Here is a 15,764-nt window from a genome sequence, read left to right on the forward strand (position 1 = left end):
TCTACAGGCCTTCTAAATCAAATGCAGGGGTATATTCCTCCTTTGCACTGCTTTTTTCCTGCATAAAACCCTGGGTGAGCCCCAGCTCCAATGCAGCGTCCACAACCTTCTGGTATTCGTAGCTGGTGATGCGGCGGTTCAGCTCTGGAAACTGTGGGTTCTTTTCGTAAGGGGTATACTGGCTCATAAGGCTAATATAAAAGCTATTTTGTGGCAGGGAATCTGCCAGCCAGTGCATCAGGCGGATGGAGTCCTCTTTTTGCCCGGGCAGTACAAGATGACGGATGATCACACCGCGTTCCATGACCGGGGCAGCTTCCCCTGGTATGGTCCGAAGCTTTGGCGCACCGGTCTGCCGGATCATCTGCGAGATGGCTTTTGTGGCGGTCTGGAAATAGAACGGAGCCTGAGAATAGCGGGCAGAAAGGTCAGAGCTTTCGTATTTGAGGTCTGGCAGCCAGATATCCACGTAATCCTTTAAGGCGTCAATGGTTTCTACCCGTTCATAGCCGCCGCAATTATAGACAACAGGAATGAAAAGACGGTCCCGGACCAGATCCAGGGCCGGAAGGATCCAGGGGAGAAAATGGGTGGCAGTTACCAGGCTGATGTTATTGGCCCCCTGATCCTGCAGCCGCAAAAAGGTATCGGCCAGCTCCCGGGTGGTAAGTGCTTTTCCGTACAGCTCGCGGCTGATCCGGTAGTTTTGGCAGAAGCAGCAGCGCAGCGTACAGCCGCTGAAAAATACTGTGCCGCTTCCCCGGGTACCGCTGATGCAGGGCTCCTCCCAGAAATGCAAGGCAGCCCGGGCAGCAACGGCACCGGCCGGTGCCTGGCAAAAGCCCTGCTTTACCGTGCGGTCAACCCCGCACATGCGTGGACAGAGCTGGCAGTGATGAATCTGTTCCTGAAAATAAGCTGATGTGTATTCGGACATAATGATACTCCCATCTAAATGAACGCATTGCTGTTTGCGCAGCATGCGAACACGAACAAAATTGTTTTCGGATTCTTTGCCCAGTATACAAAAATGAAACGAAAAAAGCAAGAATAGGGCAATATGCAATATGGCAATATGGAAAGTCAAGGATGTTTTGAAAAGGAACTTGAAAAAGAGCACCATATGTTGTATAATCAGTTCAGAACAAAAAAGACAGTAATTCCTGAAGTGTTCGACAACCTTACCCATTTTGAACCTACATTACTGACTAAGGGATTCCTATATCTGCTGGCAGATGTCAGGCCTCCACAGAGTGGAAGGCAGAAGCCTGCATGCGGTTGCCCACCTAGCTTTGCTAGGCGTCAATAAGTAAGAACGGCACATTCGGGATTACAAAAGAGAAATAAGCAGCGAGAAATCGCTGCTTTTATTACATCGCTTATCGAGGAGGCGCCAGTGGCGCGTCCGATGATGATAACAGTGCCTGCGTCTGGCAGCTTTGCAGTTCTGTTATGGAACTACATATTGGAAAGGAAAATACCATGAAAAATGATAAGTACCGCACATATATATGCTGGGGCGTTACAGCACTGGTAGTGCTTTTGCTTCTGGTCGCTGCTGTATTTGTAGCGATCCGATGGTCACTCGTGGCTGCGCTTGGAAAAAAGATCGCCAAGATCCTGGCACCGGTGATCTATGGGGCAGTGTTTGCCTATCTGCTGACACCGGTTTATAACCGGGTACAGGGGGCAGTTATGAAGCTGACAGAGAAGGTGATCCCGGCAGAAAAAAGCCGGAAAAGCTTAGGCGGCTTTCTTGGGACCGTAGCAAGCCTGTTACTTCTGGTGGCTGTGGTGGTAGGACTTATTTCTATGCTGATTCCGCAGCTCATCAACAGCATCCGCGGGGTTATGGACACCCTGCCGGCAAACATCAATAATCTGGAGATCTGGCTGGAAAAGGTTTTGGCAGATAACCCAGACCTGGAGCAGCAGGTGATGCAGCATTATGGAGCAGCAGCCGATTATCTCCAGAACTGGCTAACCAACGTGGTCGTGCCAAACATCTACCGGATCATTGGAGGAGTCTCCAGCGGAGTGGTTCTGGTCGTGAATGCGGTATTTGATATCCTCATTGGCCTCATCGTCATGATCTATCTTCTTAATATGAAGGAAAAGCTGCGTGCCCAGGTCAAAATGATCATTTATGGGTTATTTCCGTTAAAGATTGCGAATAAGATAGTGGAAGAAGCAAGGTATGTGCATCATGTATTTGGTGGGTTCATTATTGGAAAGCTGCTCGATTCTTTGATCATCGGCCTGATCTGCTTTGTGCTTCTCGGCTTTGCCAATATGCCGTATGTTCTGCTTGTCAGCGTGATCGTGGGTGTTACCAATGTCGTGCCGTTCTTCGGCCCGTTTATCGGGGCGGTGCCAAGTGCACTTTTGATCCTGTTATCGGATCCGGTGAAATGCATTTATTTCCTGATTTTTATCCTGCTTTTGCAGCAGTTCGACGGAAATATCCTGGGACCAAAGATCCTGGGGGATTCCACGGGACTTTCCAGCTTCTGGGTGCTCTTTTCCATTCTGCTGTTCGGAGGCCTCTGGGGCTTTGTCGGAATGATCATCGGAGTGCCGACGTTTGCAGTTATTTACCGTCTTGTGGCAGAGTTTACAAGATGGAGACTTGGAAAAAAAGCTTTGTCTGGGAAACTCCGTGAGTACGATGGTCTCGACCACATCGATGAAACTGCAAAGACTTATATCAAGGGCGAGAGGAATTTATGAGAAAACGAAATATGATCCGTTGGATATTTGGAATTCCGGCGATCGTTCTGATCTTGATCGGTATCATTCTTTTTTGTGAACCGGATAGATCGGGAATTACCAGGGCGGCGGCTGCAAAGTCAGTCGCCCTTGCTCTTATATCACCGGAAGAGCTGAATGCATGGGAAAAAGAATACGGCGCATCCCATTTCCCGGCAGATGCCATGGGGGAATGGTATGTTCCGTATCTGGATTATTTATATGAAGCAGGATATCTGGATGAGGCAGATACGCCTGCGGACCGGGAGCATGCAGAGGGTGCCCTGACGTATCTGGAAGCGGCCCAGATCGCAAAAAAAGCCTCGGCCGATACAAAAGGATCAGCGCTGGAAAAACGCCATGGCAAAAATAAAGCATGTCCGGAAGATACTTGGTGGCTGTTTTACGAGACATTTTTAAAGGCTGTGGATCAGGACGGGGCAGTGCAGGAGGAAAGCATCAAGGTTTACGGGACACCGGAAAATATCCAGGGCTGCCCGGCGTGGACCGCTTATACAAGCTTAGGCACGGTCACATTTTATGGTCTGTCCCTGGATTCTTATGTCGATCACGAACTGTCTGTGTGGGTGAGAGACGGGGAGCTGATCCATGTAAAAAAAGATATGGGCCAGAATACGCTGTACCGCAATGTCTGGATCCTGAATGGTGACAGCCAGAGCCTGATGGTATACATCGGTAATATCCAGAGAAAGCTTTCCTTTCAGAAAAGCTGCAAAAAGCCGGAAGAGCTGGCCGGCAACCTGGCAGATATCAGTATGGAGCATGGAAAAATCACAAAGGTATCATTAAAAAAAGAGCGGATCAGCGGAAAGGTGCTTTCTGTACGGGACGATGCCATTGAGCTGGAGGGCTATGGAAGTGTGCCGCTCGATACAGAATATAAGGTATTAAAAACCTACGGCGATGTCAAACGGCTTCCACTTTCTGAGATCCTGGTGGGAAGCAGCAGCCAGGAGTTTGTGGTTGCGAAGGGAATGATCTGTGCAGTCATCAAGGAACGGGAGGATACTGCCAAACAGATCCGTGTCCTGATCCTTGGCGACGGCTTTCAGGATAAAACGCATCAGACGGTTGAGATCAGCTGTCCTGGAAGTGTAAAAGAAATTCAGGGAGAGGAAGAAAAAGAATTAGAGCCGGGCAGCATGGTATCTGTAACCACCGGGGATGGAAGCTGCAGCGCACAGCGCCTGATCCTGGAGCCAGAGACAGGGACAGAGCTTACGGTGACCAGCTTAAACCGCTCGCAGGGGCATCCGTCTTATGCCGGGCGGCTGGAAATCTTAGACACAGAGGAAGGGCTGGTCCTTGTCAACGAACTGCCTCTGGAGGATTATCTGAAAAAGGTGGTGCCGAGTGAAATGCCAGCCAGCTATGAAAAGGAAGCCTTAAAGGCCCAGGCAGTCTGCGCGAGAACCTATGCCTATATGCAGATGAAGAGCAACAGCTACCGCTCCTACGGCGCCCAGATCGATGACAGCACACAGTTTCAGGTCTATAATAATGTGGAAACCGATGCAAAAACAACGCAGGCGGTGCAGGAAACCTATGGGAAAATGTTGTACTATGACGGAAATCCGGTCACGGCCTATTATTTTTCCACATCCTGCGGCACCACTACCAATGCAGCAATCTGGGATAGTGATCCAGAGCAGACCCCGTATCTGCGGAGCCTGAGCCTTCAGACCGCCAGAAGCCGCTTAAGCTTTGAAAACGAAGATGCGTTTGCACAGTTTATTAAGAACAAGGAGTTCCCGGCATATGACGCCTCCTATCCGTTTTACCGCTGGAATTTAAAGACCAATGGCAACGTGATCGCTGCACATGTAGCCGGAGTGGGAACTGTGACGGATGTTTCCGTTACGGAGCGTGGGCCGGGCGGTGTAGCCATGAAGCTTCTGGTAAAGGGCAGTGAAGGGGAAAGAATCATAACCGGGCAGAACGCTATCCGCAGTGCCCTTGGCGATTCTTCCCTCAGCATTAACCGCGGTGATGGAAAAACCTCAGAGGGCTGGGAGCTGCTGCCCAGCGGTTTCCTCATTGTGGAAGCTGTCGGCACAGATCAGAATGGTGTCGCACAGTTCCGTATTTACGGCGGTGGGTACGGACATGGTGTCGGCATGAGCCAGAACGGGGCACAGGCCATGGCTAAGACTGGAGTGAACTATGAAGAAATCCTGAAATATTTTTATGATGGGGTAACGATTGAGGAAAAAGAATCAGCAGATGCGTCATAGGTGCCTTCTGCAATAGGAAATGCAATAAAAATTTTTATTGGATGTATAAAGAAGGAAAGGGAGGACATAATAGGAGTAGTACCAAAGAAAAGAGAAATACTTATCCTCCCCTTTTTATTAAGCTTCGGCATATTGGATGTGCCGGGGCTTAATTTTTTTTAAAATCCAGTGCATGGTTGCAAATTCTTTCAAATATCCGTATAATAAGAAAACATGTGAAACACCAGAAATCAGTTACAGATTGAGACAGAAATGAGGACAGAAATGAAAAATCTATTAGTTGGACAGTCTGGCGGCCCCACCGCTGTGATCAATGCAAGTCTTTATGGAGTTGTGAAGGAAGCGCTGAAGATGCCTGGGATCGGTCATGTGTACGGCATGATCAATGGAATTGAGGGATTGCTGCAGGATCATTATATGGATCTGGGTGCAGAGCTTTCCGGGGAGGATCTGGAGCTTTTAAAGCTGACCCCGGCAGCCTTTTTAGGCTCCTGCCGTTATAAGCTTCCGGAAAACCTGACCGATGCCTTTTATGAGACGGTTTTTGAGAAATTCCGTCAGATGGAGATCGGATATTTCCTCTATATTGGCGGAAATGATTCCATGGATACGGTCAGCAAGCTTTCCCGGTACGCAAAGCACCATGGAAGCGATATCCGGTTTATCGGTATTCCAAAAACCATCGATAACGACCTTATCATGACGGATCATACGCCGGGATATGGCAGTGCAGCCAAGTATGTGGCTGCGGCTGTGCGGGAGATCGCGTTAGACGCTTCCGTGTACCAGCAGAAGGCGGTGACCATTGTAGAGCTGATGGGACGCCATGCCGGCTGGCTTACGGCAGCCAGTGTGCTGGCCCGGAAATTCGAGGGAGACAATCCGGTGCTGATCTATCTGCCAGAGGCAGATTTTGAACTGGAGCAGTTTGCAAAGGATCTGAAAGCAGCACTGGGGAAACAGAACAGTGTAGTTGTGTGCGTGTCGGAGGGAATTTCCGATGCATCCGGAACCTTTATCTGTGAGTACGGAGATGAAGCCATGGTGGACAATTTTGGCCATAAGATGCTGACTGGCTGCGGTAAGGTCCTGGAGAATTTTGTCCGGCACCGTTTTGGTGTCAAGGTGCGTTCCGTGGAGCTGAATGTCAGCCAGCGCTGCAGTGGCATGCTGGCATCGGAGACTGATATCACGGAGGCGGCTCTGGCAGGACAGGAGGGCGTCCGGGCTGCTGTATCCGGGAAGACTGGACAGATGGTAGCCTTTGAACGGGTAACCGCAGAGCCGTACTGCATGGAGTGCCGACTGGTGGATGTGAATGAAGTCTGCAACCAGGAAAAAAAGGTTCCACAGGAGTGGATCACCAGTGGTGGAAGTGATGTGGCACAGGCATTCATCGATTATGCTTTGCCGATGATCCAGGGAGAACCAAAGCGCCCTATGGAGCATGGAATTCCGAAATATCTGTACCGGAAGGTGTGAAAGAGTGCATTGCTTACAGGGACAGATTTTTTGAACAGGAAATGAATTGAAAATTCTGAACATTCCGGACTGAAAATTCTGCATAAATGATTTGCAAAATACTGAGAAATGTTATATACTTATCAGGAATATGCACGTTGTCCTTAATGTGCGAACAGGATTATAGAAAAAGGAAGGATATACAATATGGCAACCTTATTAGAAAACTGGAGAAACCTTGCTTACGGCAATGGTCTAGATGATAAACAGAGAGAGCAGCTGTGGACTGGCTATTTCACAATTGAGAAGGGTATCTACGAGCAGATCTTAAGCAACCCGGCAGAAGTTGTTTCCGGAACCGTAAAAGAGCTGGCAGATAAGTACCAGACTGAGGTTCTGATCATGACTGGCTTCTTAGACGGCATCAACGAGAGCTTAAAGGGCTATGAGAACCCGATCGAGACCATGGATGAGAACACCCAGGTAAAGATCGAGATCGATCCGGAGAAGCTTTACTACAACATGGTAGAGGCAAAAGCAGAATGGCTGTACACTCTGCCGCAGTGGGACTCCATCTTAAGCGAAGAGAAGAGAAAAGAGCTTTACAAGCAGCAGAAGGCTTCCGGAACCATCCGCAAGGAAAAGAAAATTTTCCCGAACGATCCGTGTCCGTGTGGAAGCGGCAAGAAATACAAAAAGTGCTGCGGTAAGAACGCATAAGGAATCGATGAACGGTAAGCAGGAGTGTCTATTGGACGTTCCTGCTTTTCTTTGCATTGCATATCAGGGAGGTGCCAGTGACGCCTCTGCCAATTCGTGAGCGTGAGAATCCGGTAATCCGGCTTCTTGCAGCAACAAGTATTCGAAGGAGGTTTGAAGCATGGAGGCATATACAGGTTTTGCGTCTGTGTACGATCTGTTCATGGACAATATTCCATACAGGGACTGGTGTGATTATGTGACCAGCCTTTTAAAAGAATACGGTGTGACGGATGGTCTTGTCTTGGATCTTGGATGTGGTACCGGAAAGCTGACGCGGCTTCTTGCAAAAAAGGGCTACGATATGATCGGTGTGGATCTTTCCGAGGAGATGCTAGAGATAGCATTGGAGCATGAGATGGAAGAGCCGCAGCAGATTTTATATCTGCAGCAGGATATGCGGGAGTTTGAACTGTATGGTACGGTCCGCGCCATCGTCAGTATCTGTGATTCCATGAATTACCTGGAGGATCATGAGGACCTGGTGCAGGTCTTAAAGCTTGCAAACAACTATCTGGATCCAAAGGGCGTATTTATTTTTGATATGAATACCGTCTACAAATACCGGGAACAGTTAGGGGAGCAGACGATTGCAGAGAACCGGGAAGAAAGCAGCTTCATCTGGGAAAACTATTTCGATGAAGCGGAAATGGTCAATGAGTACGATCTGACGCTGTTTATCCGTGAGGAGGATGGGCGGTATTCTAAATATGAAGAGACGCATTACCAGAAGGCTTTTGCGATCAGCGAGGTGAAGGAGGCTGTGAAAGAGGCAGGCATGGAGCTTGTAGCTGTGTATGATGCCTTTACCAGAAAGCCGCCGAGAGAAGACAGTGACCGTGTTTATTTTGTTGTGCGGGAATGCGGAAAATAACTTATGTGTGTTGCCCATAAAGATGGACGGAAAAGAAAATCCGGAATTGTATCCATAAAAAGGGAATTGTATCCATAAAAAGGAGGAACGACATATGTCAGACTATATTATCAGAGCAACTGCGGCCGAGGGACAGATCCGTGCCTTTGCTGCGACTACAAGAGAATTAACTGAATATGCGCGTCAGGCGCACAATACCAGTCCAGTGGCAACCGCAGCGTTAGGACGTCTTCTGACGGCTGGTGCCATGATGGGCGTTATGATGAAGGGCGCCAACGATCTTCTCACCATTAAAATTGAGGGGGACGGTCCGATCGGCGGTCTGACTGTGACGGCAGATTCCAAAGGCGATGTGAAGGGCTATGCCTACCATCCGGAGGTTATGCTTCCGCCGAATGAGAAGGGGAAGCTGGATGTTGGCGGTGCCCTGGGTATCGGCGTGCTCAGCGTGATCAAAGACATCGGCTTAAAGGAGCCGTATGTCGGCCAGACCATTCTGGTGACCAGTGAGATCGCGGAGGATCTGACCTATTATTTTGCAACCTCTGAGCAGACTCCTTCCAGCGTAGCCCTGGGCGTGCTGATGAATAAGGACAACACCGTCCGCCAGGCGGGGGGATTTATCTTACAGCTTCTCCCGGGAGCTTCTGAGGAGGTTATTTCTACCCTGGAGACCCGCTTAAAGGAGATCACCTCCATTACCTCCCTGCTGGATGCAGGCAATACCCCGGAGATGATCCTGGAACATATTCTTGGTGATTTCGGTCTGGAGATCCTGGATAAGATGCCGGCGCAGTTTGCCTGCAATTGCTCCAGGGAGCGCATAGAGAAGGCATTGATCAGCATTGGAAAGAAAGAACTGCAGGAGATGATTGATGAAGGTAAGACCATCGAGATGAACTGTCATTTCTGCAATAAACACTACCCGGTTACAGTGGACGAGCTGAAGGGCTTACTGGAGAAAGCAAGCCGCTAAGAAGCATCGTGGCTGGTGTATCATGGTGAAACGACAGAATCGTTAGGAAAGAAACATGAAAGACTAGGAGGTTTTAAGGATGGAGCATAAGGCGTGGCACCATTTTTGTACGATCACACAGCATAAGCTGCTGGTCATGCAGAACTGCTTTCGTGTGGGGTTATATAAACAGGGACTGCTTCATGATCTCTCAAAGTACAGCCCGGCAGAATTTCTGACTGGTGTTCATTATTACCAGGGAGACCGCAGCCCGAATGCGGCAGAACGGGAAGAAAAGGGCTATTCTACCGCATGGCTCCACCACAAGGGCCGGAACAAGCATCATTTTGAATACTGGATGGATTTTTCAAAAACCAGCCAGGGGATTGCCGGGGCGAAAATGCCGGTAAATTATCTGGTGGAAATGGTCATGGACCGGATCGCAGCATGTAAGGTTTACCGGGGCAAAGATTATACCGATGGGGCTGCATGGGACTATTACCAGAGAGAACGCCCTTATCTGGATAGAGCGATGCACCCGGAAACGAAAGCGGAGCTGGAAAAAATCTTGATGATGTTAAAGCTGCGCGGGGAGAAGACGACCTTTGCGTATCTCCGGAAGCTTTTAAAAAAGGGAAGCTATTAATTTTTGGAAGCATTATCCGTGGAAAATATCGGCGGGATAATGGTATACCTCTGCATAGGATTCCAGAACTGCTTTGGAATCGGTGCCGGATGGAATCAGGCCGGTGCAGTCGGTAACGGAAGCGGCGCGGACATCCAGCGTGTCCGGGTCATCGGTTCCGTATGGGTCCTGCACAGGTGCTTTTTTGGGGCTGTCTGCCGGTTCTTCCGGCGGCAGCTCTTTTGGCATTTTAGACGGTGGGAGCGTGGATGGCTCATTCTGGGCTTTTCTTACGAGCTCAAGATTTTGCAAAACAAGATCCTTCATGAAAATCATCTCCTTTATGGGCAGTATGCCCGGATGCTGGAAGCTCATGCAGGAAAAAGAATGAAATAAAAAGTGGACACCAAAATCCCTTGGGAAATGTGTCCACTTTTTTATTTCAAATTCATACCGGTGAGATACCGGTGGCGCGTCTGGTGATTAGCTTCTGGAGGAACCGGCTACAATGACATTCTGTCTGCCGTTCTCAGCGTCTGCAGTGCTTTCCTGGGAGGACTGCTGGCTGTTATTGCTGCTCTCGGTGCCAGTTGTATGGGACGGAATACCGGACAGGGTAGTGGTGCAGGTTCCGTCTGCGTTGAAGGTGTAGCTTACGCCGCTGATGGTTTTGGTGGTGCCTGCAACCATAACGCCGTTGGACGGATCGAAGTAGTAGGTTGCGCCGTTTACGTTGTGGAAGCCAGTCTGCATTTTACCGTCTTCGCCAAACAGGAACCAGTTTCCGTCGATCGGCATTGCAATGTTCAGTGCGCATTTGCCGGAAGCCGGATCGAAGTAGTATCTGGAACCGCTGATGGTCTTCCAGCCGGTACCCAGGGAACCATCTTCGTCCATGTGGTAATAGCTGCCGTCTAAATTGAGCCAGCCGATCACAAGAGTACCATCGGACTGTCCGTAATAATATTTGTCAGAGGCTGCATCGTGGATCAGGCCAGTCTGCATGATTCCGTTGGAGCCGAAATAGTATAATTTATCGTTGATCTTTTTTAAGCCGGTGGTCATAACGCCGGTGGAAAGATCCATATAGTAGTAGCCGTCGTTGGTCTGGATCCAGCCTTTATGTAAGCTGCCATTATCATCGTAATAGACATAGGAATTTCCGTTCTGGATCCAGCCGGTTGCAGCCAGGGCAGTGATGCCGGTTGCAAGACTTACGGTACTTAACACACCTGCAGCCATAGCTGCAGCTACATAGCGCTTTATTTTCATGATCAAAAAGTCCTTTCTTTGGTTATTGTGGATTTTGTTTTTTTCATAAACCAGTATAACCTTGCAAAAACACGGATTCAAGAGGTTTCCCTTATTTTTCAGAAAAATGTAAGATAACGCGGAAACGTGTACCGATTTCTGTAATGAGAATGTGTAAAAACGATGCTGGTAAATTTCTGCAATGGGAATGTGTAAAATCGGTGTTGGTAACTGTCTGTTCGGAAAACAATGTGAAGCAATACAAAGAATGCCGCAGGGACCAGCCATGATCTCTGCGGCATAAAGGTTAACGTTAATTCTGTGATTTCTGATATTTTAAGGAAGCTTCGATAAAGCCCCTGAACAATGGATGCGGACGGTTCGGTCTGGATTTTAACTCAGGATGTGCCTGGGTTGCCACGAACCATGGGTGGTCCGGGAGCTCGATCATCTCAACAATGCGGCCATCCGGGGAAATACCGGAGAGCATCATGCCGTGTTCCTGGAGCACGTTGCGGTAATCGTTATTGACCTCGTAACGGTGACGGTGACGTTCATGAATGGTTTCCGTGCCATAAAGCGCATAGGCCTTGGACTCTTTATTCAGGACACACGGGTAGGAACCAAGACGTAAGGTGCCGCCGATATCCTCGATACCATCCTGATCTGGCATCAGGTGGATGACCGGATGAACCGTGGAAGGATCTAACTCTGCACTGTGTGCGTCGGTGTAGCCGATCACGTCGCGGGCAAATTCCACGATGGAAAGCTGCATGCCAAGGCAAAGGCCAAGGAACGGAACCTGATGCTCACGGGCATATTTGATGGCAAGGATCTTTCCTTCGATGCCGCGGGAGCCAAAACCGCCAGGGACTAAAATACCGCTGACATCGCCAAGAAGCTCATTTACATTCTCAGCAGTTACGGTCTCGGAGTCGATCCATTTGATGTTGACACTGGCACGGTTTGCCACGCCGCCGTGCTTTAAGGATTCCACAACAGAGATGTAGGCATCGTGGAGCTGGATATATTTTCCGACCAGGGCAACGGTAACCTCTTTTTCCGGGTGCTTCCAGGCATCAATCATCGCACGCCATTCTGTCAGATCCGGCTCAGGGCATGGCAGGTTTAAGCACTGGCACGCAACCTCAGCCAGATGTTCCTCCTCCATGGCAAGCGGAGCCTCGTAAAGTACCTCTACATCGAGGTTCTGGAGTACATGGGTTTTCGGTACGTTACAGAAGAGGGCAATCTTGCTGCGCAGACCATCATCTAACGGATGCTCACTGCGGCATACCAGAATGTCTGGCCAGATTCCCATAGCCTGCAGGTCTTTTACACTTGCCTGGGTCGGCTTGGTCTTTAATTCGCCGGAGGCCTTTAAATAAGGAATAAGGGTAACATGGATCAAAATGGCATTCTCATGTCCAACCTCATGCTGGAACTGGCGGATCGCTTCCAAAAACGGCTGGCTTTCGATATCGCCGACGGTGCCGCCAACCTCAATGATGGCGATCTCGGTTTCTGTGGTTGAGAAGTTGCGGTGGAAGCGGCTCTTGATTTCGTTGGTAATGTGGGGAATGACCTGGACCGTGCCTCCTCCGAAATCACCGCGGCGTTCCTTCTGGAGAACACTCCAGTATACCTTACCGGTGGTGACATTGGAGTTTTTGGTGAGACTTTCATCGATGAAGCGCTCGTAATGTCCTAAGTCAAGATCAGTTTCGGCACCGTCATCGGTGACGAACACTTCACCGTGCTGGACTGGGTTCATGGTACCCGGATCGATGTTGATATAGGGGTCAAATTTTTGCATGGTCACTTTGTAACCGCGCGCTTTCAGCAGACGTCCTAAGGATGCTGCGGTAATACCTTTACCGAGGCCGGAAACAACGCCGCCGGTAACGAAGACATACTTTACAGGCATGGTAAAACCTCCTTGCTATAATATGGGATTATGTGGGGTGTGTAACTCTTTCTCGAAAAAATAACTCAATCATTATACAACTGTGATATGCTAAAATCTAGGCATTTTTTTAAAACTTTATTTTTTTAAGTGGAGTTTTCTTGATTTATGTGAAAACTACCTTTATAATGGTTCATAAATGCAAAATGGCATTTTATCGCCTAAATAAAAAACAGGAGAATGACCGTTTATGGATAACCAACAGAGTCAGCAGCCGCAGGACGGCAACAATGGAAAGAATGACGGCAACGGCAAATTTCCAAAAAACCAGCTTCTGATCGTCCTGATCGCAGCTTTTATCACGTTTGCGATCGCAGGCTTTATGAGAGGCTATATGGCCGATAAGAGTCAGAAGGAGATCACCTACGACGAATTTATCTCAGAGGTAGAGCATGGGGATGTAAAGGCCGTAACCATTAAGAATTCCCAGATCGACATCCAGTATAAGGAGGATTCTGAGCAGTTCAACCCGATCTTAAAAACCTATACCGTACCGGTCGAACGGGATTATAAACTGGCAGACCGGCTGCTTGCCGGCGGTGTGGAGATCCGCAGGGAGCGTCAGGACGGTATGGCCATGATCGAATCCCTGGTAAGCTTTGTCCTTCCATTTTTACTGATCGTCATCATGATGAATTTTATGATGAAGCGCATGGGCGGGGTCGGCAAGAGCACTGCCAAAATGTATATGGAAAAGGAGACGGGTGTTACCTTCGCAGATGTAGCTGGAGAAGACGAGGCGAAGGAATCCCTGGTAGAGCTGGTGGATTTCCTTCATAACCCTGGAAAATATACGCACATCGGTGCGAAGCTGCCAAAGGGTGCCCTGCTCGTAGGCCCTCCGGGAACCGGTAAGACATTGCTCGCAAAGGCAGTAGCCGGTGAGGCGGAGGTTCCGTTCTTTTTCCTTTCCGGTTCGGATTTCATGGAAATGTATGTCGGCGTCGGCGCATCCCGTGTCCGCAATCTGTTTAAGCAGGCACAGCAGAACTCCCCGTGTATCATCTTTATCGACGAGATCGATTCCATTGGCCGGAGCCGCAGCGGCGGAAGCGGCGGCGGGGAGTCAGAGCAGCAGCAGACCTTAAACCAGCTTCTTTCCGAGATGGATGGTATGGATACCTCTAAGGGTCTTCTGATCTTGGCAGCTACCAACCGCCCGGAGGTTCTGGATCCGGCACTTCTCCGTCCGGGACGCTTTGACCGCCGTGTCGTTGTTGACCGCCCGGATCTCAAGGGCCGTGTGGAGATCTTAAAGGTTCACGCGAAAAATGTAGCCCTGGATGAAACGGTAGATCTGCATGCGATCGCCCTTGCAACCGCAGGTGCGGTTGGTTCGGACCTGGCAAATATGATTAATGAGGCTGCAATCCTGGCTGTTAAAAATGGCCGTGCGGCTGTGTGCCAGAAGGACCTTTTTGAGGCTGTAGAGGTAGTTCTGGTCGGAAAGGAAAAGAAAGACCGGGTGCTCAGCAGGGAGGAACGGAGCATTGTTTCGTACCATGAGGTAGGACATGCACTGGTCAGTGCCTTGCAGAAGGATGCTGAGCCGGTCCAGAAGATCACCATTGTGCCGAGAACCATGGGGGCACTGGGATATGTCTTAAATGTTCCAGAGGAAGAAAAGTATTTACAGAGTAAAAAAGAGTTGCAGGCACAGATGGTAGTTGCACTGGCTGGCCGCGCTGCAGAAGAAATTGTGTTCGATTCTGTGACAACAGGTGCATCCAATGATATTGAAAAAGCGACTGGGATCGCCCGGGCTATGATCACCCAGTACGGTATGTCCGAAAAATTTGGTTTAATGGGAATCGCAAAGCAGCAGGATCAGTACCTGTCTGGCCGCGTGGTCATGGATTGCGGCGAGGCAACGGCAGCAGCAGTCGATGACGAAGTCATGCGGATCTTAAAGGATGCTTACGAAGAAGCAAAACGGCTTCTGACAGAGAACCGCGATGTCATGGACCAGATCGCCGTATTCCTGATTGAAAAAGAGACGATCACTGGAAAAGAATTCATGCAGATTTTCCGCAAGTGCAAGGGAATCCCGGAGCCGGAGGACCATCCGGAGGGAGAAGCCCAGAGCGGACAGCTGGCTGGAGCACCGGAGCAGGCTGGCACGGAAGACGTGACTGACGCACTGGAGAACGAAGGCATGCAAGAAGTGACTGGCGTACCGGAGCATGCAAGCACGGAGGCAGCAGCCGACGCGCAGAAGCAGGAAAGCACAGAGGCAGCGACCGATGCTTCAGAGAACGAAAAAACAAAATAGATATTATGCATGAAAGCTGCATCTGCAGCCTGGCCAGATTGCTGGTCAGGCTGTGGGTGCAGCTTTTTTTAGTGCTTTTTTAATGGCCTGTAAAAGTACCTGGGAGGTGTAGCGGGTTTCCTCTGGAAAGGATATGTTTTCGAGGGACTGGCTGTCTAAGATCTGGCTGGTCAGGTTATTTAAGGATGGCTGCATCAGCGGGTACATGGTCGCAACCGCATCACTTAACGGGACCAGGGTGACCGAGGTGATGCGGTTCGCATCCACGCTTACCTCTACGTTCACCTCCTGGGCCCCAAGGGTAATGAAGGAGGCATAGACGCCTGGTATGTATTGTGCGCTTGCAGGTGCGGCGCTGCTTTCCTTTTTCGGGCGGAACATAACCAGCAGAAGCAGGATCAGAAGAATTCCAAGGCCAATGAAAATCGCAGTATAGATAATTTCTTTCATGCGCAGGACAACGATTTTTGTTTTGGAACTCATGGGGAGACCTCCGGTGATGTTTGCTATAATCTATTCTCAGAAATAGGGTTTTATGCTATACTGGATGGAACGGATTCTGATAAGGATTAAATAACGATTATGAACAGGAAAGGAC

The 15,764-nt window shown here is 49.4% G+C and carries 13 protein-coding genes and 1 other RNA gene; 9 read left to right on the forward strand and 5 right to left on the reverse strand.

The window, feature by feature from the left end; all coding sequences use genetic code 11:
- Position 1: 1 nt before the first annotated feature.
- Positions 2-937 carry a radical SAM protein gene (locus DW922_RS03355; RefSeq protein WP_118725782.1) on the reverse strand — a complete coding sequence of 312 codons (936 nt, stop codon included), beginning with the start codon at positions 935-937 and terminating at the stop codon, positions 2-4.
- Between the two features lie 220 nt (positions 938-1,157).
- On the opposite strand from DW922_RS03355, the gene ssrS reads away from it, so the two are divergent.
- The 8 genes from ssrS to DW922_RS03395 all read left to right on the forward strand — a co-directional run bounded on the left by ssrS (position 1,158) and on the right by DW922_RS03395 (position 9,698).
- Positions 1,158-1,335, forward strand: a non-coding RNA gene (gene ssrS / locus DW922_RS03360) — 6S RNA.
- Between the two features lie 147 nt (positions 1,336-1,482).
- Positions 1,483-2,730 carry an AI-2E family transporter gene (locus DW922_RS03365; protein ID WP_118718412.1) on the forward strand — a complete coding sequence of 416 codons (1,248 nt, stop codon included), beginning with the start codon at positions 1,483-1,485 and terminating at the stop codon, positions 2,728-2,730.
- Complete coding sequence (locus DW922_RS03370; RefSeq protein WP_118725783.1) at positions 2,727-5,003, forward strand: SpoIID/LytB domain-containing protein; 2,277 nt, start codon at positions 2,727-2,729, stop codon at positions 5,001-5,003. The genes DW922_RS03365 and DW922_RS03370 overlap by 4 nt, the downstream gene beginning before the upstream one ends.
- Positions 5,004-5,267: 264 nt before the next feature.
- Entirely contained in the window at positions 5,268-6,485 is a 1,218-nt protein-coding gene (locus DW922_RS03375) for a 6-phosphofructokinase (RefSeq protein ID WP_118718409.1), read from the forward strand.
- Between the two features lie 186 nt (positions 6,486-6,671).
- Positions 6,672-7,184 carry an SEC-C metal-binding domain-containing protein gene (locus tag DW922_RS03380; protein ID WP_118718408.1) on the forward strand — a complete coding sequence of 171 codons (513 nt, stop codon included), beginning with the start codon at positions 6,672-6,674 and terminating at the stop codon, positions 7,182-7,184.
- A 160-nt stretch (positions 7,185-7,344) separates the two neighbouring features.
- Positions 7,345-8,097: a class I SAM-dependent methyltransferase gene (locus DW922_RS03385; RefSeq protein ID WP_118725784.1), complete on the forward strand. Its 753-nt coding sequence runs from the start codon at positions 7,345-7,347 to the stop codon at positions 8,095-8,097.
- Positions 8,098-8,191: 94 nt separating this feature from the next.
- A complete protein-coding gene (hslO, locus tag DW922_RS03390; RefSeq protein ID WP_118725785.1) occupies positions 8,192-9,073 on the forward strand; it encodes an Hsp33 family molecular chaperone HslO in 882 nt (293 codons plus the stop codon).
- 79 nt (positions 9,074-9,152) lie between these two features.
- The gene (locus tag DW922_RS03395) at positions 9,153-9,698 is read left to right on the forward strand and encodes a DUF5662 family protein (protein WP_118718406.1); all 546 of its coding nucleotides are present in this window, start codon (positions 9,153-9,155) and stop codon (positions 9,696-9,698) included.
- Between the two features lie 12 nt (positions 9,699-9,710).
- Here DW922_RS03395 and DW922_RS03400 read toward each other — a convergent pair whose 3' ends face one another.
- The 3 genes from DW922_RS03400 to DW922_RS03410 all read right to left on the reverse strand — a co-directional run bounded on the left by DW922_RS03400 (position 9,711) and on the right by DW922_RS03410 (position 12,855).
- Positions 9,711-10,004, reverse strand: a complete 294-nt coding sequence (locus tag DW922_RS03400; RefSeq protein WP_118718405.1) for a hypothetical protein — start codon at positions 10,002-10,004, stop codon at positions 9,711-9,713.
- Positions 10,005-10,160: 156 nt separating this feature from the next.
- A complete protein-coding gene (locus DW922_RS03405) occupies positions 10,161-10,949 on the reverse strand; it encodes a hypothetical protein (RefSeq protein WP_195714990.1) in 789 nt (262 codons plus the stop codon).
- A 292-nt stretch (positions 10,950-11,241) separates the two neighbouring features.
- Complete coding sequence (locus DW922_RS03410) at positions 11,242-12,855, reverse strand: CTP synthase (RefSeq protein ID WP_118725787.1); 1,614 nt, start codon at positions 12,853-12,855, stop codon at positions 11,242-11,244.
- A 229-nt stretch (positions 12,856-13,084) separates the two neighbouring features.
- Between DW922_RS03410 and ftsH the strand changes: the two genes are divergently transcribed.
- Positions 13,085-15,166 (forward strand): ATP-dependent zinc metalloprotease FtsH, encoded by a 2,082-nt coding sequence (gene ftsH, locus DW922_RS03415; RefSeq protein WP_118725788.1) that lies wholly within the window; start codon positions 13,085-13,087, stop codon positions 15,164-15,166.
- Between the two features lie 45 nt (positions 15,167-15,211).
- Here the strand turns inward: ftsH and DW922_RS03420 are convergent, their stop codons facing one another.
- Positions 15,212-15,649 carry a hypothetical protein gene (locus tag DW922_RS03420; RefSeq protein ID WP_118725789.1) on the reverse strand — a complete coding sequence of 146 codons (438 nt, stop codon included), beginning with the start codon at positions 15,647-15,649 and terminating at the stop codon, positions 15,212-15,214.
- Positions 15,650-15,764 lie beyond the last annotated feature (115 nt).

This window comes from Clostridium sp. AM42-4 (genome assembly GCF_003480105.1).
Taxonomy (GTDB): domain Bacteria; phylum Bacillota; class Clostridia; order Lachnospirales; family Lachnospiraceae; genus Brotaphodocola.

Excerpts from the sequence above, each read along its gene's own strand:
- DW922_RS03365 (WP_118718412.1), top strand. The coding sequence starts at position 1,483 with ATGAAAAATGATAAGTACCGCACATATATATGCTGGGGCGTTACAGCA.
- DW922_RS03375 (WP_118718409.1), top strand. The coding sequence starts at position 5,268 with ATGAAAAATCTATTAGTTGGACAGTCTGGCGGCCCCACCGCTGTGATC.
- DW922_RS03410 (WP_118725787.1), bottom strand. The coding sequence starts at position 12,855 with ATGCCTGTAAAGTATGTCTTCGTTACCGGCGGCGTTGTTTCCGGCCTC.
- DW922_RS03370 (WP_118725783.1), top strand. The coding sequence starts at position 2,727 with ATGAGAAAACGAAATATGATCCGTTGGATATTTGGAATTCCGGCGATC.
- DW922_RS03420 (WP_118725789.1), bottom strand. The coding sequence starts at position 15,649 with ATGAGTTCCAAAACAAAAATCGTTGTCCTGCGCATGAAAGAAATTATC.
- DW922_RS03355 (WP_118725782.1), bottom strand. The coding sequence starts at position 937 with ATGTCCGAATACACATCAGCTTATTTTCAGGAACAGATTCATCACTGC.
- DW922_RS03395 (WP_118718406.1), top strand. The coding sequence starts at position 9,153 with ATGGAGCATAAGGCGTGGCACCATTTTTGTACGATCACACAGCATAAG.
- DW922_RS03400 (WP_118718405.1), bottom strand. The coding sequence starts at position 10,004 with ATGAAGGATCTTGTTTTGCAAAATCTTGAGCTCGTAAGAAAAGCCCAG.
- ftsH (WP_118725788.1), top strand. The coding sequence starts at position 13,085 with ATGGATAACCAACAGAGTCAGCAGCCGCAGGACGGCAACAATGGAAAG.
- DW922_RS03385 (WP_118725784.1), top strand. The coding sequence starts at position 7,345 with ATGGAGGCATATACAGGTTTTGCGTCTGTGTACGATCTGTTCATGGAC.
- hslO (WP_118725785.1), top strand. The coding sequence starts at position 8,192 with ATGTCAGACTATATTATCAGAGCAACTGCGGCCGAGGGACAGATCCGT.
- DW922_RS03405 (WP_195714990.1), bottom strand. The coding sequence starts at position 10,949 with ATGAAAATAAAGCGCTATGTAGCTGCAGCTATGGCTGCAGGTGTGTTA.
- DW922_RS03380 (WP_118718408.1), top strand. The coding sequence starts at position 6,672 with ATGGCAACCTTATTAGAAAACTGGAGAAACCTTGCTTACGGCAATGGT.